The 23,330-nt window shown below is 69.6% G+C and carries 20 protein-coding genes and 1 pseudogene; 11 read left to right on the forward strand and 10 right to left on the reverse strand.

All coding sequences use genetic code 11. From position 1 onward, the window contains the following. Positions 1-57: 57 nt before the first annotated feature. Positions 58-1,416: an MFS transporter gene (locus ABD481_RS27940; protein WP_344668749.1), complete on the forward strand. Its 1,359-nt coding sequence runs from the start codon at positions 58-60 to the stop codon at positions 1,414-1,416. 3 nt (positions 1,417-1,419) lie between these two features. Here ABD481_RS27940 and ABD481_RS47450 read toward each other — a convergent pair. The 3 genes and pseudogenes from ABD481_RS47450 to ABD481_RS27950 form a co-directional block, all read right to left on the reverse strand. Further along, positions 1,420-1,743: pseudogene (locus ABD481_RS47450) on the reverse strand (class I SAM-dependent methyltransferase); the annotation flags it as partial. A 5-nt stretch (positions 1,744-1,748) separates the two neighbouring features. Then, the gene (locus ABD481_RS27945; RefSeq protein WP_344668750.1) at positions 1,749-2,561 is read right to left on the reverse strand and encodes a hypothetical protein; all 813 of its coding nucleotides are present in this window, start codon (positions 2,559-2,561) and stop codon (positions 1,749-1,751) included. Then, positions 2,558-3,139, reverse strand: a complete 582-nt coding sequence (locus ABD481_RS27950; protein ID WP_344668751.1) for a DUF4365 domain-containing protein — start codon at positions 3,137-3,139, stop codon at positions 2,558-2,560. The genes ABD481_RS27945 and ABD481_RS27950 overlap by 4 nt, the downstream gene beginning before the upstream one ends. Before the next feature lie 116 nt (positions 3,140-3,255). On the opposite strand from ABD481_RS27950, the gene ABD481_RS27955 reads away from it, so the two are divergent. Continuing rightward, positions 3,256-4,284 carry a phosphodiester glycosidase family protein gene (locus tag ABD481_RS27955; protein ID WP_344668752.1) on the forward strand — a complete coding sequence of 343 codons (1,029 nt, stop codon included), beginning with the start codon at positions 3,256-3,258 and terminating at the stop codon, positions 4,282-4,284. A gap of 11 nt (positions 4,285-4,295) precedes the next feature. Here the strand turns inward: ABD481_RS27955 and ABD481_RS27960 are convergent, their stop codons facing one another. Both ABD481_RS27960 and ABD481_RS27965 read right to left on the reverse strand, forming a co-directional pair. Continuing rightward, entirely contained in the window at positions 4,296-5,369 is a 1,074-nt protein-coding gene (locus ABD481_RS27960) for a winged helix DNA-binding domain-containing protein (RefSeq protein WP_344668753.1), read from the reverse strand. Between the two features lie 134 nt (positions 5,370-5,503). After that, a complete protein-coding gene (locus ABD481_RS27965) occupies positions 5,504-6,301 on the reverse strand; it encodes a DNA alkylation repair protein (protein ID WP_344668754.1) in 798 nt (265 codons plus the stop codon). Between the two features lie 97 nt (positions 6,302-6,398). Here ABD481_RS27965 and ABD481_RS27970 point away from each other — a divergent pair, with 97 nt between their 5' ends. From ABD481_RS27970 to ABD481_RS27990, 5 genes are all read left to right on the forward strand, one after another. Then, positions 6,399-7,202: a hypothetical protein gene (locus ABD481_RS27970; RefSeq protein ID WP_344668755.1), complete on the forward strand. Its 804-nt coding sequence runs from the start codon at positions 6,399-6,401 to the stop codon at positions 7,200-7,202. Positions 7,203-7,221: 19 nt separating this feature from the next. Continuing rightward, entirely contained in the window at positions 7,222-7,563 is a 342-nt protein-coding gene (locus tag ABD481_RS27975) for a hypothetical protein (RefSeq protein WP_344668756.1), read from the forward strand. Positions 7,564-7,640: 77 nt separating this feature from the next. Then, positions 7,641-8,084, forward strand: a complete 444-nt coding sequence (locus ABD481_RS27980; protein ID WP_344668757.1) for a MarR family winged helix-turn-helix transcriptional regulator — start codon at positions 7,641-7,643, stop codon at positions 8,082-8,084. A 582-nt stretch (positions 8,085-8,666) separates the two neighbouring features. Next, entirely contained in the window at positions 8,667-9,920 is a 1,254-nt protein-coding gene (locus ABD481_RS27985; protein ID WP_344668758.1) for an MFS transporter, read from the forward strand. Between the two features lie 90 nt (positions 9,921-10,010). Further along, on the forward strand, positions 10,011-11,048 hold the full coding sequence (locus tag ABD481_RS27990) for an acetamidase/formamidase family protein (RefSeq protein WP_344668759.1): 1,038 nt from the start codon (positions 10,011-10,013) through the stop codon (positions 11,046-11,048). 60 nt (positions 11,049-11,108) lie between these two features. Here ABD481_RS27990 and ABD481_RS27995 read toward each other — a convergent pair whose 3' ends face one another. Then, the gene (locus ABD481_RS27995; protein ID WP_344668760.1) at positions 11,109-11,684 is read right to left on the reverse strand and encodes a hypothetical protein; all 576 of its coding nucleotides are present in this window, start codon (positions 11,682-11,684) and stop codon (positions 11,109-11,111) included. 518 nt (positions 11,685-12,202) lie between these two features. Here ABD481_RS27995 and ABD481_RS47455 point away from each other — a divergent pair. After that, the gene (locus ABD481_RS47455) at positions 12,203-12,769 is read left to right on the forward strand and encodes an ArsR/SmtB family transcription factor (protein ID WP_425559306.1); all 567 of its coding nucleotides are present in this window, start codon (positions 12,203-12,205) and stop codon (positions 12,767-12,769) included. A gap of 1,217 nt (positions 12,770-13,986) precedes the next feature. Here ABD481_RS47455 and ABD481_RS28000 read toward each other — a convergent pair. Then, the gene (locus tag ABD481_RS28000) at positions 13,987-15,501 is read right to left on the reverse strand and encodes a cobyric acid synthase (RefSeq protein ID WP_344668761.1); all 1,515 of its coding nucleotides are present in this window, start codon (positions 15,499-15,501) and stop codon (positions 13,987-13,989) included. Next, a complete protein-coding gene (locus ABD481_RS28005; RefSeq protein ID WP_344668762.1) occupies positions 15,498-16,394 on the reverse strand; it encodes a LysR family transcriptional regulator in 897 nt (298 codons plus the stop codon). The genes ABD481_RS28000 and ABD481_RS28005 overlap by 4 nt, the downstream gene beginning before the upstream one ends. Positions 16,395-16,484: 90 nt before the next feature. Here ABD481_RS28005 and ABD481_RS28010 point away from each other — a divergent pair, with 90 nt between their 5' ends. From ABD481_RS28010 to ABD481_RS28020, 3 genes are read left to right on the forward strand one after another with little or no spacing between them, the layout of a single operon-like run. Continuing rightward, entirely contained in the window at positions 16,485-17,405 is a 921-nt protein-coding gene (locus tag ABD481_RS28010) for an EamA family transporter (protein WP_344668763.1), read from the forward strand. A gap of 43 nt (positions 17,406-17,448) precedes the next feature. Next, complete coding sequence (gene recD2 / locus ABD481_RS28015) at positions 17,449-19,653, forward strand: SF1B family DNA helicase RecD2 (protein WP_344668822.1); 2,205 nt, start codon at positions 17,449-17,451, stop codon at positions 19,651-19,653. After that, positions 19,650-20,435, forward strand: a complete 786-nt coding sequence (locus ABD481_RS28020) for a 1-aminocyclopropane-1-carboxylate deaminase/D-cysteine desulfhydrase (RefSeq protein ID WP_344668764.1) — start codon at positions 19,650-19,652, stop codon at positions 20,433-20,435. The genes recD2 and ABD481_RS28020 overlap by 4 nt, the downstream gene beginning before the upstream one ends. A gap of 90 nt (positions 20,436-20,525) precedes the next feature. Here the strand turns inward: ABD481_RS28020 and ABD481_RS28025 are convergent, their stop codons facing one another. Both ABD481_RS28025 and ABD481_RS28030 read right to left on the reverse strand, forming a co-directional pair. Continuing rightward, positions 20,526-21,896 (reverse strand): TldD/PmbA family protein, encoded by a 1,371-nt coding sequence (locus ABD481_RS28025; RefSeq protein ID WP_344668765.1) that lies wholly within the window; start codon positions 21,894-21,896, stop codon positions 20,526-20,528. Continuing rightward, the gene (locus ABD481_RS28030) at positions 21,893-23,329 is read right to left on the reverse strand and encodes a TldD/PmbA family protein (RefSeq protein ID WP_344668766.1); all 1,437 of its coding nucleotides are present in this window, start codon (positions 23,327-23,329) and stop codon (positions 21,893-21,895) included. Before ABD481_RS28030 ends, ABD481_RS28025 begins: the two co-directional genes overlap by 4 nt. Position 23,330: the final 1 nt, after the last annotated feature.

Genomic DNA, 23,330 nt, shown 5'->3' on the forward strand with positions numbered 1-23,330 from the left:
GTATGTCGGCGGGCCGAATATTTCGGTGTCCGAAACTTTCGGCGTACGCTGGATCGCGTGAACGTCCTCCTGCGCGAGCGCCCCCGCCCGGACCGCGTCCGCGAACTGCCCGCGGCCTGGCGCCTGGCCGTGCTGACAGTCTGCTTCGGTGCCTTCATGGGCCAGCTCGACGCCTCGATCACGACCCTGGCCTATCCGGCCCTGCGCTCGGAGTTCCACGCCTCGCTGGCGGCCGTCTCCTGGGTGTCGCTGTCCTACCTGCTCACGCTGACCCTGCTGCTGGTCCCGGTCGGCCGGCTGTCCGACGCCCACGGCCGCAAGCTGTTCTACGTCTACGGCTTCGCCGTCTTCACCGCCGCCTCGGCCGCCTGCGCGCTGGCCCCCAGCCTGGAGACGCTGATCGCCTTCCGCGTGGCGCAGGCCGTCGGCGCCGCCATGCTCCAGGCGAACAGCATCGCGCTGATCTCCAACGCCGTCCCGCGCGCCAAGCTGCGCACCGGCCTGGGCGTCCAGGCCGCCGCCCAGGCACTGGGCCTGGGTCTGGGCCCGGCGGTCGGCGGGCTGCTGGTGGACACCCTGGGCTGGCGCTGGGTATTCGGCGTGAACGTCCCGGTCGGGATGGTCGCGCTGGCCGGCGGAATACTCCTGCTCCCCCGCACCCGCGAGCGCGATCCCGGCCTGCGCCCGGACCTGACGCCGCTGAAGCGGCCCGAGGTCCGGTGGGGGCTGCTCGGCGCGGCCGGCGGCTACCTGGTGCTGTTCGGCCCGCTGGTGCTGGTCCCGGTGCTGATGGTGGCGCGCGGCAGCAGCGCCCTGACCTCCGGGCTGGTGCTGACCACGCTGCCGGTCGGGTTCGCGGTCGGGGCGTCGTTCCTGAAGCTGCGGACGGCGGTCGCACTGGGCCTGGCCACCGCCGCGCTGACCGCGCTGCTGGTCCTGCCGTTCCAGCCGGCGGTGCTGGTGCCGCTGCTCGGCCTGCTCGGCGTGGGCCTGGGCTCCTACGCCCCGGCGAACAACGCGCGGGTGATGGCGGCGGTTCCGCAGCGGGCGTCGGGGGTGGTCAGCGGCCTGTTGAACACGGCGCGCAGCCTGGGAACGTCGGGCGGCGTGTATCTGGTGACGTCGGCGATCGCGCTGGCCGGCCACGACGACGGCCTGGGTGCCCGCTATGCGTTCGCCGGGCTATTGGCCGTCTGCCTGGTCACCGTCGGCGCGGCGGCCGCTATACGTTCGCGCGCGCACGCGGTCGAGAACGAACTCGTCAACGAGCTCCCAGCCCCATTCGGGCCGCAGGTCGGGCCGCTTGTGCGGGGTGACGATCAGCAGCGCCGCGCTGACCTGCGCCAGCTGCCAGGCCAGCAGCGGCAGCCGGGACGGGTCCGCCAGATGGAGCGCGAAGCTGCACACAGTCAGTGAGTAGTCCCGGCCGGCCAGCGCGCCGGCCGCGACGTCTTCGAAGGTGAACTCCTCGGCGTCGAGCCCTGTGGCCGCGCTATACGCGGCGGCCGTATAGGGATCGACGCCGTCGACCTCTTTAGCGCCGAGCTCCAGAAGCGCGCGCGTCGCCTCTCCGCTGCCGCAAGCAAGGTCCAATACGTGGTGCAGCTCTAGAGCGTTCCGCTCCACGCTCTGCCGGATCACCGCGCGCACCGCCGTCTCATGGGGATTGCGGTACTCGGCTCCAAAGCGTTTGTAGTACTCCTCCGGTCCGTACTCTTCGTAGGCGCCACGGATGGAGGACATAACGATCACCTTATGTCGCGCAGCTCCCTAGCCGCTCGTGCTACCTCCCCAAGCACGTGCGGGGTGAACTCGAACACCGCCTGGTCGCCCTTGAACGGCACGTCGGGCGACCAGGTGAAGCGCAGCTCGTAGCCGGCTCTGGAACGGCCGCCGATCCGCGCCAGCGCCGCGCACACCTCTCTGGCCAGTGCGGGGCGGGTGGCGCGGTAGCCGTTCACTATAGGGAAATACGCCTGAGACTCGTTGTCCCCTATAGCGGCCCGGAATGCGCCCAGCACGCCCTCGTACATGGTGCGTGTCACCTTCCGCTCCACCGGCTCCCCCAATTCCGGAGTCAGAGCGGTCCGCACTGTCAGCACCGGCACGCCGGTGCGCGAGGCCCCCACCTCCGCGCCGCGCACGAAGTCCCACGCGTGCCGGGTGTCGACGGCGCGCGCCGCCGCCAGTGCCAGGTCCCGGAGCCCGGTGAGCGCCGGGGCCAGGTCCGCCAGGGAGAACTCGTTGAGGCGCAGGTACAGGACGTCGGCCCAGCGCAGGTCGAGGTCCCCCAGCACGGCGTCGGCGTCGCGCTGTTCGGCGTTGGCCACGGTTTCCAGCAGGTCGGACATCCGGAGCGGATAGTCGCGCAGCCGCTGGTCCAGCGGCACGAGGACTTCGAACGGGTGCGGGTTCGTGGTCCCGCTGGGCGGGTCCAGCTCCCAGATCTGGCCGCGGCCGTAGTCGCGGCCCCGGCGCCAACCCGTCGCGGCAAGATAGCGGAGTACGTCATCCGGCCGGAGCCTTGCGGCCCGGCCGGATGCGGAGGTCTGGGCGGTCATCGCGCGAGCATCTCCCGGAACTCGTCGCCGAACAGCCCGTGGAGGGCCCTTATAGAAAGCAGATTGGCACGAGGGACGCGCACTGTATATGTAGATGACCGATTTCGTCCCGGGAGCGGGAGCGCGTCGTGGAAACACGCCCAGTAGGCGGCGTGGCGGAGCAGCAGGCGGTCGGCGTCGATGTCCGTCCACTCCGCGGCCGCGCGCGGCACCACGACCAGGAACAGGAAGCGGGGCACCAGGTAGTCGCGTCCGGCGAGCCAGTTGAAGTTCTTCACCTCCAGCGGGTAACGCCAGGCGACGTCGTTCCCCCGCGGGTCGGACCAGGACTTGACCTGGACGTCTATGAGCGGGAAGCCGCGGCGGCCGGCGGTGGCGGGATAGCGGAGCGTCCAGTCGACGCCGACCCGGTCGCGGTCGGCGCGCAGGGCGTCGAGGTTGGCGGCGGCGGCCAGGGCCCGGATGAAGGTCTCACCGAAGTCGCCCTGGTGGCCGGAGTCGCCGAGAGTCAGGGGGCGTCCGGCACCCCCGGTCTTGTTCGAGTCGGTCTGGAACCCTTGATCGATCGTCCCCGTCATCGTTTCCCTACGCGCTCTAGTCAGGGGTCGGGTCCTGATATCAGGTTATCTCCGACGATCCGTCGCCGAAAGGTCACTTAGCGTTGACTCTCGGTGAACATCTAAAGTGATGCGCCATGGGCAGCGGCGCGGGCAGCACAGTCATGTCAGGTGTTTTTCTCGCCTCCGCGGTGATGGTGGTGGGAGCGCTGGCCGCTTGCGGGTCGCCGAGCGACGGTGAAGCAGCCGCCGCGCAGCGGCACGGCGCCAATTCCGGGGCGGGTTCCACGGCTGATTCCCGGGGGTCGTCGGGGGCGGTGGTCTCTTTGCCTTCCGGGTCGGGTTCATTGAGTTCTTCGGGTTCTTCGAGTCCTTCAGGCGCTTCGGGCCCTTCGGATCCTTCGAGTTCTCCGGCCGAGCCGTCCCCCGACCTGCTGGACTGGAAGGCGTCCGCCCGCTCCGGCGTGGAGGTCACCGGGGACGAGGCCGCGTTCGCCGCCCGCTTCGACCCGACCGCCGTGCGGTTCGTGCTCCACGCCGGTTCGCAGGTGCCCGGCGGGTCCGGCTGGCTGGACGCGAACGCGGCCTCGACCGAGCAGCTCGTCGCCGGCTGGAACGGCGGCTTCCTGATGGCCAACAACGCCTCGCAGGGCGGTTTCTACTTAGGCGGACGGACCGCGTTCGGGCCGCTGCGCGCGGGGACCGCGTCCGAAGTCTTCTATAAGAACGGGTCCATGGACATCGTCGCGTGGCCGGGCGGAGCACCGGGCCCGGACGTGGCCGGGGTCCGGCAGAACCTGGGCCTGATGATCGACGGCGGCGAGTTGGCCGGGAACCTGGACCAGGGCACCGCCGCGGACGAGCGCACGTGGGGTTTCACCAACGACTCCTCCAACGTGCACGGGAACCGCTCGGGCGTCGGGATCCGGGCCGACGGCAAGATCGTCTACGCGGCGGTGCGCGGGGCCTCGCCGCTCCAGCTCGCGCAGTACCTCCGGAAGGCCGGCGCGGTGCGGGCGATGGAGCTGGACATCAACTTCTCGCGGCCGATCTTCGGGACGTATGCGGAAGGGCGGTGGACACAGCCCGCGCCGTGGCTCGGACCGGCGGTGCGGTTCACGTCCGGGAACGAGCGGGATTTCGTAGTGGTCTATCAACGCCAATAACAGGATGCCCGTTAAATACCAGATTTACTCCACATGAGGTAATCATCCGCCTCTTTGCGAAAGGCTTCGGACGCTTTCGCCGGAAGGTCGGCGAACGGTTCCAGACCCTGGGCATTCCACGTTCCGACGATCCTCCCCTCGGAGATCAGGGTCTGCGCGATCATCCCGCCGCCGGAATTGACGCGTTTGGCGAATGCGGGATCGAGGATCAAAGCGCGGGACCGGTGGCCGAGCAGGTAGGGGTCGAAGCGGCCGAGCAGCCGGTGAGGGCGCTCCGGCGGGGCGGGTTCGGCGGTGCCGCGCGACAGGAGGAGGCGGGCGCCGTCGTGGTCGACTTCTTCGAGGTCGTCGCGGATCAGCTCGACGGCTTTCCTGGCTTCGGCGGCGGGCAGGCCGGACCAGGCGACGAGATCCACGGTGGTGGCGGGGCCGTAGGCGGCGAAATAGCGCCGGGCGAGAAACCCGAGGGCGTCGTGGTGATCCGAGATTTTCTCCGGACGGTCCAGCCATTCGTCGATCAGGACATAGGTGGGCTCGTCGCGGCCGGCATCGGGGCCTCGGCAGATCAGGGCACTGTTGGCGGCGAAGGCCAGGAGATGCGGCGGCTGCTGGGTCTTGAGGTCGAGGGCGACGCCGTGCCCGGCCAGCTGGCGCACGAGCTCGGCCCGGGTCAGGGCCCGGCCGCCGCCGAGGATCCCGGGCAGCGCCGCCAGCGCCCGGGCGCACAGCTCGTCGGTGAGGCCGAGCTGGTCCCGCCGCCGCTGCCCGGCGCGCAGGTTCACCGGCCCCAGCACGGCCAGCAGCGGGCGGAGGTCTTCGGCGAGGACCGCGTGCAGCGTGCCGCGCATCAGCCAACTGCGAACCGCCGACGGGGACGGACCGGCGAAGGCGGCGTCGACGTCGGCCGGACGGAGGCCGTCAGAGCGCGACCAGACCTGGGCGCGCACCGGCGCGGGCGCCTGGGCCTGGAGGGCCGCAGCGACGCGCACAGCCCCGGCCGTGCTCGCCGCCGTCTCCGGGCCGCCGGCCAATCCTTGGGCGCGGACCCGCAGCCATCGGATCTGGTTCGCGTTGAGCTTTCGCATGGGGTGAATCTAGGGCTCGGGTGGGACTGGATCGTGGTTCGGGTGGGACTGAATCGCGGTTCGGCGGGAGGGGATTCAGGGGTCTGAGGTGGTCGAGGCGGTGTTTTCAGGGCGCCGCGCTCAAGGCAGCGCTCTCAGGCCATTGCGCGGACCAAGGCCTTTCCGCTGTTGCGGCCCGCGCCCGCCGCCTTGTACTCGGCCGTCAGCCGCTCGGCCGTCTCGGCCGGCAGCCTCCGCACCGCCTCCCGGAACGTCACACCGGCCATCCGGTCCAGCCGCGCCGTCACCCACGCCGCGACCCAGGTCGGGTCCTTGTAGGCGATTTCCCGCAGCACCCAGCCGATCGCCTTGCGGATGAAGAACTCGCGCTCCTCCACCATCGGGTCGGCGTATCGGGTGAAGCGCACCAGGTCCGGGCGGCCTTCGCGGATGCCGGGGATCAGGGCCAGCAGGGAGGCGCGGCGCAGCCAGAAGTCGCCGTCGTCGGCCCACAGGTCCAGGGTCCGGCCGCTGCCCTCGCGGTCGCGCAGCGCCACCTTGCCGGCCACGTCGCCGGACAGCGGGTCGACCAGGGACCACATCGGCGCGTCGCGGAGCATCAGGGTGACGTCCTGCAGGTCCGGCGCGCCGAGCAGCCGCACGCCCTGGGCCAGCACGAACACCGCCGCCAGCCGCCGCTCGTAGACGTCGCTGTCCCACAGGGCGGCGGCCAGGCCGGTCACCTCGTCGTGGCCGGCGCGGCGGCCCCCCAGGTCCTTGTAGAGGCCCTTGACCAGCTTGCGGAGCTCCGGGACCGGGACTCCCATGTGCGCGAACTCGCTCTTGTGGTACTGCTGGTCGTAGGTCGCGCGGGCCGCGGTGCCGAGGCCGTCCAAATCCTTGTCGAAGCCGGACACGAGGGTGGGGATCGGGGTGGTCGTCACATCTGTCACGCCGTGAGCCTAACGATCCGTGGCACGGTTTCGGCGGCAGCCGCTGCGCCGTTCGGGCAGGATGGATGATCAGTGTTCACCGTCAGGAGGGACGACCATGCGGATGAGGGCACGGACGGTCACGCGCAAAGCGTCCGCGACGGCGGTGGCCGGACTGGCGGCCGTCGCGCTGGCGGCGTGCGGCGGGTCCGACAAGGCGGCTAAGAGCACTGATGCGGGCGCGGCGACGTCGAGCGGGTCCGCGGCGGGTGGGGCGGTGGCGACCGGATCGGCGGCGGGCGGATCGGCGTCCGGGTCCGCCGGATCGGCGTCGGCCTCGGCGTCGACCGGTCCGACGGCGGCGGCCACCGGCCCGTCGACCTCCAGCGCCCGCCTCGCGCCGGCGCTGCTGCACCTGGAAGACCTGCCCTCGGGCTTCCACGCCGAGCCGCTGACCGAGCGCAACCTGCCGTCGCTGATCAAGGGCTGCGCGGGCCTGGAGATCCTCCAGCAGGGCAACATCGCCGACCAGGCGCAGGCCGAATGGACCAAGGGCGCGCTCGACGACTACGTCGACGAGGCGATCATCCAGCCGCAGGGCGAGACCGCCGCGACGCTGGTGTCCAAGGCGGCGAAGGCGCTGAACGACTGCGGCTCGGTGAAGGTGACCGAGGAGGGGCTGTCCGTCACCCTGCACGCCACGCCGCTGGACCTGCCGCAGATCGGCACCGCCTCGCACGCCTGGCACACGTCCGCCAAGTACGGGTTCGGGTCGATGGAGATGAACGTCGTGCTGATCCAGCAGAACGACCTGGCGGTGCTGATCGCCCAGACCCGGATCAACGGCCAGGCCAACCCGGATCTCACACTCTCCGCGGCCAAGGCCGCCGCCCAGCGCGCTGCGGACTTCCAAAAGAAGTGAGTAGTCCTACGATCAAGACATGCCTTCCACGCCCGAGCCCAAGAAGCGGCCGCTGCACCTGATCGGCGAACTGCCCGCGGCCCTGCCCGCCGACAACGACACGTTCTTCGGCCTGGAAGCCATCGAGGACCCGCTGCGACTGCTGTCCCGAAGCACGGAACTGGCCGACGCGTTCCGCGCCTCCGCGACGCGCGCGGAGAATTACCAGGCCGTGGCCGCGGCCAGGCTCACCGACCCGCGCCGGTTCGACCGGATGCCGATGGCCGACCTGGCGCTGCTCACGGGCTGGACCGAGGAGTACGCGACGAAAATGGCCGAGTACGGACGGACGTTACTGGCCAAGGGCGCGCCCTGGGAGTGAGGCCGGCATGGGGAGCGACGCCGGTGTGAGCCGAATTACATAGGCAAACTATATAGGTGGACGATACAATTATGGGCGTGGACCAGAACCCGGCCGCGGTGGGCGAGCTGTTCGAGACCGTCACAGTGCTGATGATGCGGCACGTGCCGGCCCCCGACGGCCTCAGCCTCACCGCCGCCGCCACGCTCGGCTCCCTGCAACGACGCGGACCGCGCCGCATCACCGAACTGGCGACCGCCCAAGGCGTGACCCAACCCTCGATGACACAGCTGCTCCGCCGACTGGAGGACGCCGGCCTGGTGGGCCGAGTCCCCGATCCGACCGACGGCCGCGTCGTGCTCATCGAGCTCACCGAAGCCGGCGACCGGACCCTGCGCAACCGCTGGAGCACCCGCCTGGCCCGCCTCGACACCCTGCTCGCCACCCTGAGCGACGAGGAGCGGGCGGTGCTGGAGCGGGCAGCCGAGGCTGCTTTGCCGGTGGCGCAGAAGCTGGTTCACACCCTTGCCGCGCGGGATTAGCGGTGGAGTGGTGGCGGTGGAGTGGTGGAGTGGTTAAAACTCGGTAGATGGCCGGGTCGAGGCCGGTCTCTGCTTCCACTTGGGGTGGGCTGGTGCTGGTCGGTGTCGGTCAGCGCCCTGGTCAGTGCTGGTAGAGGCTGGTCGAGGGTGGTCGGCGGCCGGTGTGGCTTCGGGCTGAGTTTTGGTCCGAGGCGGACTGGTCGTGGTCGACGCTGGTAACTGCTGGTCTGGGCTCCGGCACGAGGCGGACTGGTGCTGCTAGAGCGGTGTGACTTCGGACTGAGTTTTCGGCGCCGCCGGTTGGTGCTGGTCGACTGCCGGCCTGGGCTTCGGCCTAGGGCGGACTAGAGCTGGTCGGTGCTGGTCAATGTGCCGATTGGCGGCCGACCCGGATTAGCCCGGCGCTGATGCCAGCTGGCCCACCACCGCACCGAGGCCGAGCAGGCCGTCCGCTTCGAGCCAAGCGGGTTCCGCGCGACAAGGGACAGTTTCCCAGCTGTTCGATGCGTGGAAGGAAGAACATTGTCGTCCACCCTGCGCTCCGACGCCGCGGCTGCCGCCGCCCCCGCCGGATCCGTTCCCGTGAGTACCTCGCGCCACGCGGCGCCGCCGAGTCTGTTGCACCAGCCGAAGGCGGTGTGGGCGGTGGCGTTCGCGTGTGTCATCTCGTTCATGGGCATCGGCCTGGTCGATCCGATCCTGCCGGCGCTGGCCTCGCAGCTGAGCGCCACCCCGAGCCAGGTCACCATGCTGTTCACCAGCTACCTCGTGGTCACCGCAGTCGCGATGCTGCTCACCGGGTTCGTCTCCAGCCGGATCGGCGCGAAGCGGACGCTGGTCGCCGGGCTGGCGGTGATCGTGGTGTTCGCGGCGTTGGCGGGGGCGTCCGGCACCGTCGGGCAGATCGTGGGCCTGCGGGCCGGCTGGGGTGTGGGCAACGCGCTGTTCATCGCCACGTCGCTGGCCGTCATCGTGGGCTCGGCGAGCGGCGGATTCGCCGGGGCGATCATCCTCTACGAGTCGGCGCTGGGCGTCGGCATCGCGCTCGGGCCGCTGGTCGGCGGCGAGCTCGGAGGGATCAGCTGGCGGGGGCCGTTCTTCGGGGTGGCGGTGCTGATGCTGATCGCGCTGGTCGCGACCATCGTGCTGGTGGAGCCGACGCCGGTTCCGGCGCGGAAGGTCTCCATCGTGGAGCCCATCAAGGCCCTGCGGCACCGCGGTCTGCTCACGCTCGCGCTGACGGCGCTCTGCTACAACTGGGGCTTCTTCACTCTGTTGGGCTACGCGCCGTTCCCGATGGAGCTGGGGACGCATCAGCTCGGCTACGTGTTCACGGCGTGGGGCGTGCTGGTCGCGGTGTTCGCCGTGTTCGCCGCGCCGCGCTTGCAGGCCCGGTTCGGGATCGCTCGGACGCTGTATGTCAATCTGGCGCTGTTCGCCGTCAACATCCTGGTCGTGGGGTTGTGCGTGGAGAACAAGGCGGCGTTGATCACGGCGGTGATCGTCGCGGGGGTGTTCATTGGTGTGAACAACACGATCACCACGCAGGCGGTGATGACGGTTTCGCCGGTGGAGCGGCCGATCGCTTCGGCGTCGTACGGGTTCGTGCGGTTTATTGGCGGAGGGCTGGCGCCGTACTTCGCGGGGCGGCTGGCTGAGCACTACAACATTCACGTCGCGTTTTATGTCGGTGCCGCGGTGGTGGCGGTGGGGATCGTGATTCTGGCGTCCGGGCACAAGCTGTTGGCTGAGGCTGAGCGGAATCAGACTGCTGATGGGCATGGGGTGGCGGCGGCGGACGAAGCGTTGGCGGAGGAGCTTGGGTCGGCCTCGTGATGGGAGGGCCGGTGGGTTGTTGGGCGGCGCCTGCGTAGCCACGTGAGCAGCCTCATTCCCGGGAGCGAGTCCGTATGTCACAGTGCTGTCATGGCGAACTCGCTCTCGGTCCACACCTTTACCCCGTCCCCCGACCAGTACGTCTGGACCTTCGGCGGCGCCCCGCCGCTGGCTCGGGTGAAACCGGGCGACGTCCTTGAGGTGTTCACCGAGGACTGCTTCGCCGGCCGGGTACGTTCGGAGAAGGACCTGGTCACGGAGGTCTGCGAGTTCCCCTTCCTGAACCCGCAGACCGGCCCGTTCTACATCGAGGGCGCCGAGCCCGGCGACACCCTGGCGGTGCACTTCGTGTCGATCGAGCCGGCGCGCGACTGGGCCGCGTCCACCACGGTGCCGCTGTTCGGCGCGCTGACGTCGACGCACACCACTGCGACGCTTCAGCCGCCGCTGCCCGAGCGGGTGTGGATCTGGCAGCTCGACCGGGAGCGGCGGACGTGTCTGTTCCGGGCGCGGGACAGCGACGTCGAGGTCGAGCTGCCGATGGATCCGATGCACGGGACGGTGGGGGTGGCGCCGGCGAACTTGGAGGTTCGGTCGGCGCTGGTTCCGGACGCGCATGGCGGGAACATGGACACGCCCGAGATGCGTGCTGGGGTGACTTGCTACCTCGGCGTGAACGTGGAAGGGGCGATGTTCAGCCTGGGGGACGGTCATGCGCGGCAGGGGGAGGGTGAGACGTGCGGGGTGGCGGTGGAGACGGCGATGAATTCGGTGGTTGTTGTCGAGTTGGTGAAGGGGATTCCGACGCCGTGGCCGCGGTTGGAGTCGGATGAGTACATCATGACTGCTGGGTCGGCGCGGCCGTTGGAGGACGCCTTCCGGATCGCGCAGCTCGACTTGGTGCAGTGGGTTGCTCGGGATTATGGGTTGTCGGAGTTGGATGCTTATCAGTTGGTGACGCAGGCTGTGGAGTCGCCGTTGGCGAATGTCTGCGATACCAATTACACGTCGGTGGCGAAGATCCGGAAGGCGTATTTGCCGGTGGGGGTGGCGGGGCGGTCGGGGGCGTCTGCCTATGGAGTGCATGAGGAGTTGCGGCGGCGGGGTGGGGAGTACCTCGGTCGGTAGGGGTGGGAGTGGGGGTGGGAGTGGAGTGGGAGTGGGAGTGGGAGGGCTGTTGAGGCGTGTTTAGGACAGTTCGGCGCAGACGTCGGTCACGGTGGTCTGGTGGAGGATCGCGTCCTGGTGGGTGGGTGAGACGGCGATGACCGAGCCGCCGGAGAGGATGAACTCGCCCTGGGCGTGGTACGGGTTGCCGGCGTGGATGGTGACGCCGATGTTGTCGGGGACGTTCCACAGGCTCCAGCCGGTGGGGAGGTTCCACAGGGTGGCGGCGCCGCTGAGGTCGCCGAGGTACTGGGCGCCGGTGGCGGCGTTGGTGAAGCGGGCGGTGAGGGGACCGCGGAAGTCGGTTTGGAAGGGGGTGCCGTCGGGGTTGGTGATGGATACGCGGTCTTCGACGGCTTGGGTGGGGAAGTCGACCTTGAGTTCGAAGGTGCAGACGTCGCCGGCGGGGTAGTCGCGGGGGGAGTAGGTGACGGGGGTCCAGGCGGGGGTGGGTCCGCTTGCGGTGGGAGTGGAGCCGGCAGCGGTGGATCCGCTTGCGGTGGGGGTGAGGGTGGGAGTTGCGGCGGAGGCTGCTGGGAGCCCGGTGGCCAGGAGGCCGGCGGCGGCGATCGATGATCCGAGGATGCGAGTGCGCATCTGCATCGTAGTTATCCCTTCGAGACAGTCGGATCCGCGTCCTGACACGTCGCGGATCTCGTCTTAACTCTGGGAGCCGCGCTCCGGCGAGGCGATCACTTCAGCCACCGCTGAAACGTGAGGACGACATGCGCATTCACTTCACTGCGGAAGACCTGCTCCGGGTTCGGTATGCGGAGGAGCCGGCGCCGCTTCTTGAGTTGACGCTGGTTTTGGCGTCGTTGCATCGGCCGAGTGCTGATCCGGTTTTCGGGCGGTGGCGGCGGGAGCAGGCGCGGGTTGTGGGGGCGGCGGGGAGGGGGTTGTTGGAGCTGGTGCCGCCGTGCGGGCGGGGGCCGTTGTTCTTGGATCCGGTGGTGGGGGATGTGGAGGAGGCGTTCGACGAGGTGGCGCATTCGTCGCGCGAGTATGTGCGGAAGGAGGTCGCGCGGGTTGCTGGGCTGGGGAGGCCGGTTACGGCTTGGACGCGTGGGATTGCTGAGCAGGACAGGGATTGTTGGCGGGAGTTGCTTGGTGCGATGCAGGGTGCGTATAGCGGGATATTGAGTCGGTCGTGGCGGCGGATCCGCGCGGGGTTTCATGCGGAGGTGGCTTGGCGGACGAGTCGGTGGGGGCGGTTGGGGGTGGGGGCTGGGTTGGAGGCGGTGTGGCCGGGGTCGCGGTTCGAGGGGACGGTGTGGCATTTGGCGCCGGAGAAGGATGCGGATGTGTATTTGGGTGGGGTGGGGTTGACGTTGTATCCGACGGCGGTGTGGTCGGGTCCGCCTTTGGTGGGGCCGTATCCGGATGGGACGAAGTATTTGGTCTATCCGGCGTTGACGCCGTTGCCGTTGTTGGCGGAGGTGCAGGGGGTCGATCCGCTGGGGACGTTGTTGGGGCGGACGCGGGCGCAGGTGTTGGAGGCTTTGGCGGAGGAGCGGACTACGGGGAGGTTGGCGGTGGATTTGGGGATTAGTGCTGCTTCGGTTTCGCAGCATACGGCTGCTTTGAGGGGGGCGGGGTTGGTTGCTACGCGGAGGGAGGGGAAGGCGGCTTGGCATGAGTGCACGGCTTTGGGGGTGGAGTTGTTGAGGACGGGGCGGTGAGGGGGTGGTGGTGAGGAGTGAGTGCGGTTTTGTGGTGGGTTTTAAGGCTTTTTTGACGACCTTCGGCCATGGTGCTGACTGGTCGGTGGCGGTCGTTGGGTGGGGGTGCTGTCGATCTCCGAGGACTGTCGCACTGTTGATAAAAAGCCAGATCAAAAGCCAGTCAAGGTCAACTGCGCCTCCGGCGGCCCCTCCGGGGAGGGCCTCGCTCTGGAAAGAGTGGGCCAGGCGGGCTGGCGCGGCCTGGTCGGTGGTTCCGGTTTCGGTTCCGGTCTTTCCGTCGCATCGTCGCCTGAAGGAATCACACCGCCCAGGCGGTATCAAGGCGACCCTTCAGGTGCCGTGCCCCAGCTCATGCGAGCCTTGACACCGCCTGGGCGGCGCGATTGGCTACGCCCGCCGAAGCGACGGAAAGACCGGAACCGAAGACCTAACTTTGGCAAAAAGCGAGGCGACTAGTCGCGATGACCACCGGTTTCGCTGGCCGCCGCCGGTAGTGATGGTGGCAGGGCGGCCGAAACCGGCAATACCGCAGGCACTTCGCCATAGCGATGCCGCGCCTGGATGTTTTCGAAGCCATCTGCCGTGACGATATCGGATAGGCACGATCGCAGAGCTCTTGCTTAGCGACTGACTCTGCCACGTAGCTGCCCGATCGCTCGGTCACTTGGTCACTTGGTCGCCCGGCTGCCCGGCTACCTGAAGGCCCAGTTGCCCGGCCACTTGGCCACTTGGTCCGCTAGCAAGTTCTGCTTCCAGCTCACCTTTAAACCTTTGGGGCCTGTTATCTATACGCGCCTATCACTACCTCAAGCAGAGCAGGACTGCCCCAGAACCAGATCCCCTTGCCCTACCAGCTTCCTCGGCCGCCACACCCTTCTGAGCCTTCCGACTCCTCGGCCGCCATACCCTTCTTGGCCTTCCAGCCCTTCCCCCGCGTTACCCTTCTTGACCTTCCGGTCCTTCCGCCGCCTTCCCCCGCTTGCCCTCCGGCCCCTTGGCTTGCTTGGCCCGTCGACCTTCGTGGCCTGTTAGCCCCCTGGGCCCTCTCGCCCTTCCAGCCTCCTGCGCCCTCTCGCCCTTCCGGCATCTCGATCTTCCGGCCCCCGGCCTTCCCAACCTTCGCGACCTTCTCAGGCTTCTCAATCCCCGTCAGCCAACCCCGTCAGCCAACTCCCCTCAGCCAACTTCGCGCCAGCCGCTCCCCCGCCCCGCCCTCAAGCCCCCGGCGCCAGCAACCGCAGTCCCTGCGGAGCTCCGCGTTCGATCAGCTCCAGCAGGTGTTTCGTGTCGAGGTGTTCCTCGATTGCGTCGCCGAGGCGGTTGAGTTGGTTCTCGCGTTCGGTGGCGAAGGAGGTGGTGGGGTCGGGGGTGAAGGGAATGTCGCAGGCTTCTGCGATGTAGGTCAGGTAGGCGCGGCGGAAGGTGTCGCTTTCTAGGGCTCCGTGCCAGATGGTGCCCCAGGTTGTGCCTTGGCGGCAGCCTTCTAGGGGGGTGCCGTTGGGGGTGGTGAATACTGGGTCGCCGCCGTGGGGGGTTACTTGGCCGTTGTGGATTTCGTAGGCGTGGACTTCTGTGCCGAGGGCGTGGCCGGTGGGGAGGGTCAGGGTTTTGGTGGGGTGGAAGGTGGTGCGGGTGGGGAGGAGGGCGAGGCCTGGGGTGGTGCCTTGGTGGGATTCGATGGTGTCGGTGATCTCGGTGCCGAGCATTTGGTAGCCGCCGCAGATGCCGAGGATGGGGCGGTTGGCGGTGGCGCGTTTTTTCAGGGCTTTGTCGAGGTGGCGGGTGCGGAGCCAGGTGAGGTCGGCGACTGTGGATTTGGTGCCGGGGATTACTACCAGGTCGGCGGATTCGATGGTGGCGGGGCTGGTTGTGTATTCGACTTCTACGCCGGGTTCTATGGACAGGGCGTCGAGGTCGGTGAAGTTGGAGATGCGGGGGAGGCGGATTACGGCTACGTGCAGGGTGGGGGTTTCGGGGGGTGTTTTGCGGGTCTCGATCGGGAGGGCGTCCTCGGCGTCGAGGCGGAGGGAGGGGAGCCAGGGGAGCACGCCGAGGACGGGGCGGCCGGTGAAGTGCTCGATCTGGCGCAGGCCCGGGGTCAGGAGGGTGGGGTCGCCGCGGAACTTGTTGATGATGAACCCCGCGATCAGGCTTTGGTCCTGGGCGTCGAGGAGGGCGACGGTGCCGTGGAAGGCTGCGAAGACGCCGCCGCGGTCGATGTCGCCGACGACGACGGTGGGGATGCCCAGGGGTTGGGCCAGGCCCATGTTGACCAGGTCGCCGTCGCGGAGGTTGATCTCGGTCGGGGAGCCGGCGCCTTCGCAGATCACGACGTCAAAGCGGGATTTGAGGTCGCGGTAGGCGTCCAGGACGGCGGCGCGGAGGGTGGGCTTGAGGTCCTGGTAGGTGGTGGCGGAGGCCTCGGCGTAGACCTGGCCCATGAGGACGACCTGGCTGGTGCGGTCGCTGCCGGGCTTGAGCAGGATGGGGTTCATGGCGACCTCGGGGGGCACGCCGGCGGCTTGGGCCTGCATCACCTGGGCGCGGCCGATCTCGGCGCCGGGGCCGACCACCATGGAGTTGTTGGACATGTTCTGGGCCTTGAAGGGCGCGACCGAGACGCCGCGGCGGGCCAGCCAGCGGCAGATGCCCGCGGTGATCAGGCTCTTGCCGGCGTCGGAGGTGGTGCCGGCGACGAGCAGGGAGCCCGATGCGGGGGGAACGATCATCGAACCAGCTTAGCGGCGGCGTCGCGCAGGGCTGCGACGATCTCGGGGTGCTCGGCGCCGGCGCGCATGGCGATCAGGGAGACGCGGCGGGGCCAGTCCTCCTTCAACGGCACCAGGACGACACCGTCCGGGACCTGGGAGGGCACGCCGAGGGTGGGCAGGAGGGAGACGCCGAAACCGTTGGCGATCAGGGCCAGCGCGGCGCTGAAGTCGGTGGCGCGGTACCGGCCGCGGGGCTGGAAGCCGGCGTCGGCGCAGATCGCGGTCACCTGGTCGTGGCAGGACAGCCCCTCGGCGGCCAGGACGAAGGGTTCCTCGACGAGGTCGGTGAGGGAGACCGCGGGCTCGCCGGCGAAGGGGTGGTCGGCGGGCAGCGCCGCCATGTAGATCTCCTCCAGCAGCGGCATCACCTTCAGGCGCGGATCGCCGAGCAGAGGGCGGTTCGGCGCGGCCATCACGACGGCGACGTCGATCGATCCCTCGATGAGGCGGGCGACCGATTCCTCGCTCTCGGTGTCGGCGATCTCGAAGCCCCACTCGGGGTGGCGGATGCGCAGAGCCTTCATGGCGGGCGCGACCACGGCCATCACGGCGGTGGGGAAGCCCCCGATGCGCACGGTGGCGGGGGCCGGCGAGAGCGCCCGGAGGTCGGACTGGGCCCGCTCCAACTGGGCGAACACCGCGTCGGCGTGGGACACCAGGACCCGCGCCGCCTCGGTCAGGACCACGTTGCGCCCACGTCGTTCGAGCAGCTCACACCCGGTACTCTTGCTGAGTACCGACAGCTGCTGCGAGACCGCGGACGGGGTCAGATACAGGGCCTCGGCGGCGGCCACGACCGTTCCGTGGTCGGCCAGGGCACGCAGGGTGCGCAACTGCCGCACATCGATCATCGGGTCACCTCGACCATTAAGCAGAGCTTAACGAATTCGCGAAAAATCATTCGCTGGTGCTGAACGATACCCCGCGCTGATAGTGGTGTCATGCGTAATCCCCGCCACATCGCCTTGGCATTGGCGATCGTCGTCATCTGGGGCGTGAACTTCGTCGCCATCGGCTACGCGCTCGACGGCTTTCCTCCGATCCTGCTCGCCGCCCTGCGCTTCGCCCTCACCGGGCTCGCCGCCTTTTTCATACCCCGCCCGAAGGAAGTCCGCTGGTACTGGGCCGCGGGTATCAGTGCCTTCATGTTCTTCGGCCAGTACGTCCTGCTGTTCACCGGCATGGCGCACGGCATGCCCGAGGGCCTGTCCTCGCTGGTCCTGCAATGCCAGGCGCCGTTCACCGTGCTGGCCGCGGCGCTGCTGCTCGGGGAGCGGACGGCGGTCCGCCAGCTGCTCGGCATCGCCGCCGCGGTCGCGGGGCTGGTCGTCATCGGCGCCGGCCGCGGCGGGAGTGTGCCGCTGGGCTCGCTGCTGCTGGTCATCGCCGCGGGCGCCTCGTGGGCGCTGGGCTCCATCAGCAATCGTAAGGCCGGCGCGGCGAACGGCTTCGCGCTCATGGTGTGGGCCAGCCTCTACGCCGCTCCCCCGCTGGCGCTGGCCTCGCTGCTGATCGACGGCCCGCACCGGATCGGCGAGAGCCTGACCCACCTGCGGCTCGGCCCGGTGCTGAGCCTGCTGTACGTGGTCGGCCTGTCGACGTTCGTCGGGCTGGGCGCCTGGGTGGCCCTGATGAGCAAGTACCCCGCCTCCACGGTCGCGCCGTACACCCTCGGCGTCCCGCCGATCGGCATGGTGGCCGCCGCGGTCGTGAACGGCGAGCGCATGAACGGCCTGGAGCTGGCCGGCGCCGCGGTGGTGCTGCTCGGCCTGGTGGCCATCGTCTGGCCGCGCCGTGCGCCCTCGCCGACGGCGTCGGCTCCCACCGCTAAAGTCGAGGAGAACATCGCAGCCGCTGTCTGAGCACCGTGAGGAGGTCGCCTTGGACTCGCCGACCGAGTCGTTCGTGCCTGGCCTCGCGGTCCTGGAAGGCGTCCTTGAGCGCATCACTTTCGCCAACGAGGAGACCGGCTACACCGTGGCCCGCGTCGACACCGGCCGCGGCTCCGGGGACTTGCTCACCGTGGTCGGCGCGCTGCTCGGCGCCCAGCCCGGCGAGTCGCTGCGCATGCGCGGCCGCTGGGGCTCGCACCCCCAGTACGGTCGCCAGTTCACGGTCGACAACTACACGACGGTACTGCCGGCGACCGTCGCCGGGATCCAGAAGTACCTCGGCTCCGGGCTCATCAAGGGCATCGGGCCGAAGATCGCCGAGAAGATCGTGGAGCACTTCGGCGTCGACACCCTGACCGTGATCGAGGAGTCCCCGGCCCGGCTGGTCGAGGTCCCGGGCCTGGGGCCCAAGCGCACCAAGCTCATCGGCGCGGCCTGGATCGAGCAGAAGGCCATCAAGGAGGTCATGGTCTTCCTGCAATCCGTCGGCGTGACCACCTCGATCTCGGTCCGCATCTACAAGGAGTACGGCGACGCGTCCATCGACGTCGTCAAGCAGGAGCCTTACAAGCTCGCCTCCGACGTCTGGGGCATCGGCTTCAAGACCGCCGACGCGATCGCCGTCGCGGTCGGCATCCCGCACGACTCCCCCGAGCGGGTCAAGGCCGGGATCCAGTACGCGCTGTCCCAGAGCTCTGATGCCGGCCACTGCTATCTGCCGCGCGAGAAGCTGATCGAGGAATCGGTCAAGATCCTCTCGGTCGCCCTGACCCTGGTCTCCGACTGCCTGGACGAACTCGTCGTCGCCGAGGGTGTCGTGGCCGAGGACCTGCCGAACCCGGACGGCTACGACCCGGACGAGCCGATCAAGGCCATCTATCTGGTGCCCTTCCACCGCGCCGAGGTCTCGCTGGCCGCGCAGCTGCGGCGGCTGCTGGAGGCGCCCGACGACCGGCTGGGCTCGTTCGCCGCCGTCGACTGGGACAAGGCGTTCGGCTGGCTGCGGGAGCGCACCGGCGTCGGTCTGGCCCCGGAGCAGATCGAGGCGGTGAAGCAGGCGCTGACCGCCAAAGTCAGTGTCCTGACCGGCGGTCCCGGCTGCGGCAAGTCGTTCACGGTGCGCTCGATCGTGGAGCTGGCCCAGGCCAAGCGGGCCCGCGTGGTGCTGGCCGCCCCGACCGGCAAGGCCGCGAAGCGCCTCACCGAGCTCACCGGCGCCGAGGCCATGACCGTGCACCGGCTGCTGGAGCTCAAGCCGGGCGGCGACGCGGCCTACGACCGGGAGCGGCCGCTGGAGGCCGACCTCGTCGTCGTCGACGAGGCCTCGATGCTGGACGTGCTGCTGGCGAACAAGCTCGTCAAGGCCGTGGCGCCCGGCGCGCACCTGCTCCTGGTCGGCGACGTCGACCAGCTGCCGTCGGTCGGCGCCGGCGAGGTGCTGCGCGACCTGCTCGCCGCGCCGAGGGTGCCGCGAGTCCGTCTGACCCAGGTCTTCCGGCAGGCGCAGCAGTCGGGGGTGGTCGTCAACGCGCACCGCATCAACTCCGGCAAACCGTTGGAGCTGGACGGGTTCACCGACTTCTTCCTCTTCGTGGAGGACGAGACCGAGGACGCGGCACGCGTCGCGGTCGAGCTCGCCACCACGCGGATCCCGCGCCGGTTCGGCTTCGACCCCCGCCGCGACATCCAGGTCCTGACGCCGATGCACCGGGGTCCGGCCGGCGCCGGCACGCTGAACGGAGCGCTCCAGGAAGCGCTGACGCCGTCCGAGCCGTCCCGTCCGGAGAAGCGGTTCGGCGGCCGCACGTTCCGCGTCGGCGACAAGGTCACGCAGATCCGCAACAACTATGACAAGGGCAAGAACGGCGTCTTCAACGGCACCGGCGGGGTCATCACGGCGATGCTGCCGGAGGAGCAGACGCTCACGGTGCGCACCGACGAGGACGAGGAGGTGTCCTACGACTTCGCCGAACTCGACGAGCTCCAGCACGCCTACGCCATGACCGTGCACCGCTCGCAGGGCTCCGAGTACCCGGTGGTCGTGGTGCCGGTGACGATGAGCGCGTGGATGATGCTGCAACGGAACCTGCTCTACACCGCCGTCACCCGCGCGAAGAAGCTGGTCGTCCTCGTCGGCTCCAAACGGGCGCTGGCCCAGGCGATCCGCACGATGTCGGCCGGCAAGCGCTGCACCGGATTGGACCACCGTCTCCGATGACCACACCCGAACTGATCCTGCGCTTCGACAGCAACAAGCCGCGCAAGCTCAAGTACAACCTGGCTGCGGCCCGCGAGGAAGGCGCCTCGACCCTGCTCACCTTCGGCGGCGCCTACTCCAACCACATCCGCGCGGTCGCCGCGGCCGGAAAGACCGAGGGCTTCAAGACCATCGGCATCATCCGGGGCGAGGAGCACCTGCCGCTGAACGACTCGCTCGCGTTCGCGGTGTCGCAGGGCATGGATCTGCACTACATGGACCGGCAGACCTACCGCACCAAGCGGGCCGACGCGATGCGCCGCCACCTGGAAGACCTGTTCGGCAGCTTCTTCCTCATCCCGGAGGGCGGCAGCAATCCCCACGCGGTCCGGGGCTGTGCCGAGCTGCCCGGCGAGATCGCAGAGCCCTTCGACGTCATCTGCTGCCCGGTGGGCACCGGGGGCACCCTCGCCGGGATCGCCGCCGGGCTCGGGCCCGAGCAGCGGGCGATCGGTTTCGCGTCGATGCGGGGCGGCCACCTCCGGCACGAGGTCGCGACGCTCCAGAACCAGACCTACGGCAAGGTCTTCGACAACTGGCACGTCGAGAACGACTTCCATTGCGGCGGCTACGCGAAGGTCCCCAAGGAACTCGACGATTTCGCCGCGCAGTTCGGCGCGGACCATGGGTTCGACGTGGAGCGGATCTACGTCGCGAAGATGCTCTACGGCATCACCGCGATGAGCAAGGCCGGGAAGTTCGCTCCCGGCACCCGCATCGTCGCGGTGATCACCACCGGCTGAACCGGCCGAACCGGATGAGCCTGCTGATTCAGCCGGCCCAGCCGGTCCGGCCGACCCGGCCGACCAGGCCGACCCGGCGGCTCCAGAGGCTCAGCCGCTGGCACCGCCCGTGAAGTTCCATCCCGCCAGCCGCAACGCCGGCGCCATCGCCGACTGCACGCCGTACTTGGACGCGAACGCCGGCGCGTGACTGCCGATCCCCAGGACCCGCCCGGGCGCCAGCGCCTCCGGATAGGACTGCGTGAACCGCAGGTTCTTCACCGGCCGCGTGATCTCGCCGTTCTCGATCAGCCAGACCCCGTTGCGGGTCAGCCCGGTCATCACCAGACGCCGCGGGTCCAGGCACCGCGTATACCAGTGGTCTGTCACCAACAGCCCGCGCCGCACGCCCTCGACCAGCGCGAGCACCGAGGAGTCCGCCGCCGGGCCGTCGACCTCGGTCGGGGCCGCGCCCGCGCCGGGTTCGAGCCGCAGGTTGATCGGCTCGGCGCCGTGGACGGCGCTCCCGGCGTCGGCGTGCCCGGTGCTGGCGACGCCGGCCTCGCGCGCGGAGCGCCGGTCGTGCACGACGGCCCGCGTCACGCCGTCGCGCACCAGCGTCAGCGCGCCGCGCGGAGTGCCCTCGGCGTCGAACAGCGCCCCGGCGGCCGGGCCGGACAGCGGGTCGTCGACCAACGTCACCGCCAGGTCGAACTGCGCCTCGCCGAGCTGCACGAAGGAGGTGCCCTCGATGAACTCCTTGCCGTTGAACCCGTAGCCGCCGAGGACCCACAGCACGTCGCTGACGGCCGTCGGCTCCAGCACGACCTCGTACTCCCCCGGCTCGATCTCGATCGGGTCCTGCGACGCCAGCGCCTTGGCCGCGGCGCGGGCACCGAGCGCGGCGCCGTCCAGGTCGCCCATGAACCGGGACGCCTGCCGGGAGGCGCCGTCGGACGTCGGCGTCTTGGCGATGCCGTCGATCGCCGCCTCGACGACCGTGCCGCGCGCCGTCTGACCCTCGGAGTTCGCGTATTCGGTCACGACCATGCGGTTGCGGAAGAACCCGGCCGCGGTGAGCCCGCCGATCGCCTCGATATAGGCCTTCACGTGGTCGGCCCGCAGGTCCGGGTCCGCCTCGCCGGTCGCCAGGTCCGGGGCGGCCGCCTCGGGCAGCGGCGCCGGGCCCGCCAGGCCGGCCCAGCCCGGGTCGGCCGGGGACAGCCGCACCGCGGCGGCGGTGCGCTCGACCAGCGCCGTGAGTCCGGCGTCGTCGGTGACGGTGGTGGAGTTCACCGCCGTGCGGCCGTCGACGTGGATCCGCAGGGTCACGGTGTCGGTGTCGCTGGCGACGTTCTGGTGGATGTAGGAGTTGGCGAACCGGGTCAGCGCCTCGTGCTCGTGCACGACGTTGACGTCGACGTCGGCCGAACCGCCGACGGCTTCTCGGGCGGTCTGCAACACCCGCTCGGCGATGCTCATCCGCGCACCCCCACTCGCACGTTCTGGAACCGGGCCGGCGCCGCCGGGTGTCCGGTGTGGCCGACCTGCCCGGGCTGGCCCTTGCCGCAGTTGGGGGTGCCCCAGGCGACGATCTCGCTGGAGAGCATGTCCATGCTCTGCCAGAACGTCGGTCCGATGCCGGTGTAGGTGGGATTCTTCAGCATCCGGCCGAGTTTGCCGTTCTTGATCTCATAACCGACTTCACACCCGAATTGGAAATTCAGTCGCTTATCGTCGATGCTCCACGAGCGGTTCATATCCATGAACACGCCGTCGTCGGTCGCGGCGACGATCTCGTCGAGTGTGTGCGGGCCCGGCTCCAGGCCGACATTCGTCATCCGCACGATCGGCAGCCGCGACCAGTCCATCGAGCGGACGCTGCCCGCGTAGTCGAGCCCTGCGACCGCCGCGCACTCCCGGCCGGAGAGCACCCCGGTCCAGATGCCGTCGCGAACCGCGTCGTGCTTGCCGGCCTTGGTGCCCTCGTCGTCATAGCCGAAGGAGCCCAGGGCGCCGGGGTAGGTGGCGTCGATGACGATGTTCATCAGCTCACTGCCATAGCGGAGCCGGCCGAGTTCGGCGAGGTCCAGCCAGGAGGTGCCGGCGTAGGCGGCCTCCCAGCCCAGGATGCGGTCCAGCTCGATGGCGTGGCCGACCGATTCGTGGATCTGCAGCGCCAGCTGCTCGCCGCCGAGGATCAGCGTGGTCTCCCCGGACGGGCACTGCGGGGCCCGCAGCAGCGCCTGGGCCTCGTCCGCGACCCGCGCGGCGTGCGCGCCCAGGTCGAGCTCGTCGACCAGCTCCCAGCCCCGGGTGCCGTACTGGCCGCGCCGGGAGGGGTAGGAGCGGACCTGGGTCTCGCGCTCGCCCACGGCGATGGCCGAGATGCCGCCGCCGCACTCCCGGATGTGCTGGTCGATGCGGTGCCCCTCGGAGGAGACGAACCACTTGCGGGTGTCCCACACCTGGTAGAGGCCGGTGGCGATATCAGCGCCCTGCTTGCTCATCTCGGCGGTGGCGGCGGTGAGCAGGTCGCCCTTGTCCGACAGCGGCACCGCCAGCGGATCGACCTCGCACGCGCTGGCCCAGCTCCCGACCTCGGGCTCGGCCGGGATCATCGCCGCCGGGCCCGGCACCCGCGCCGAGGCCCGCGCGATCTCCGTCGCGCGGCGGCCTGCGGCCCGGGCCGAGACCGGGTCCAGATGCGGGGTGGCGAAGAAGCCCCAGCTGGAGCCGACCAGCGCCCGGACCCCCACCCCGACCGTCTCGCCCTGGTCCAGCGCCTCGATCGCGCCGTTGCGGGCGGACATGGACTCGGTGCGGCGGTGCATGACCCGGGCGTCGGCGTACCGGGCCCCCTGCGCGAGCGCGTGCTCCACGGCCGCGTCGGCCGCGTCGAGATAGCTGCTCATG

Source organism: Catenulispora yoronensis, assembly GCF_039531695.1.
Classification (GTDB): Bacteria; Actinomycetota; Actinomycetes; order Streptomycetales; family Catenulisporaceae; genus Catenulispora; species Catenulispora yoronensis.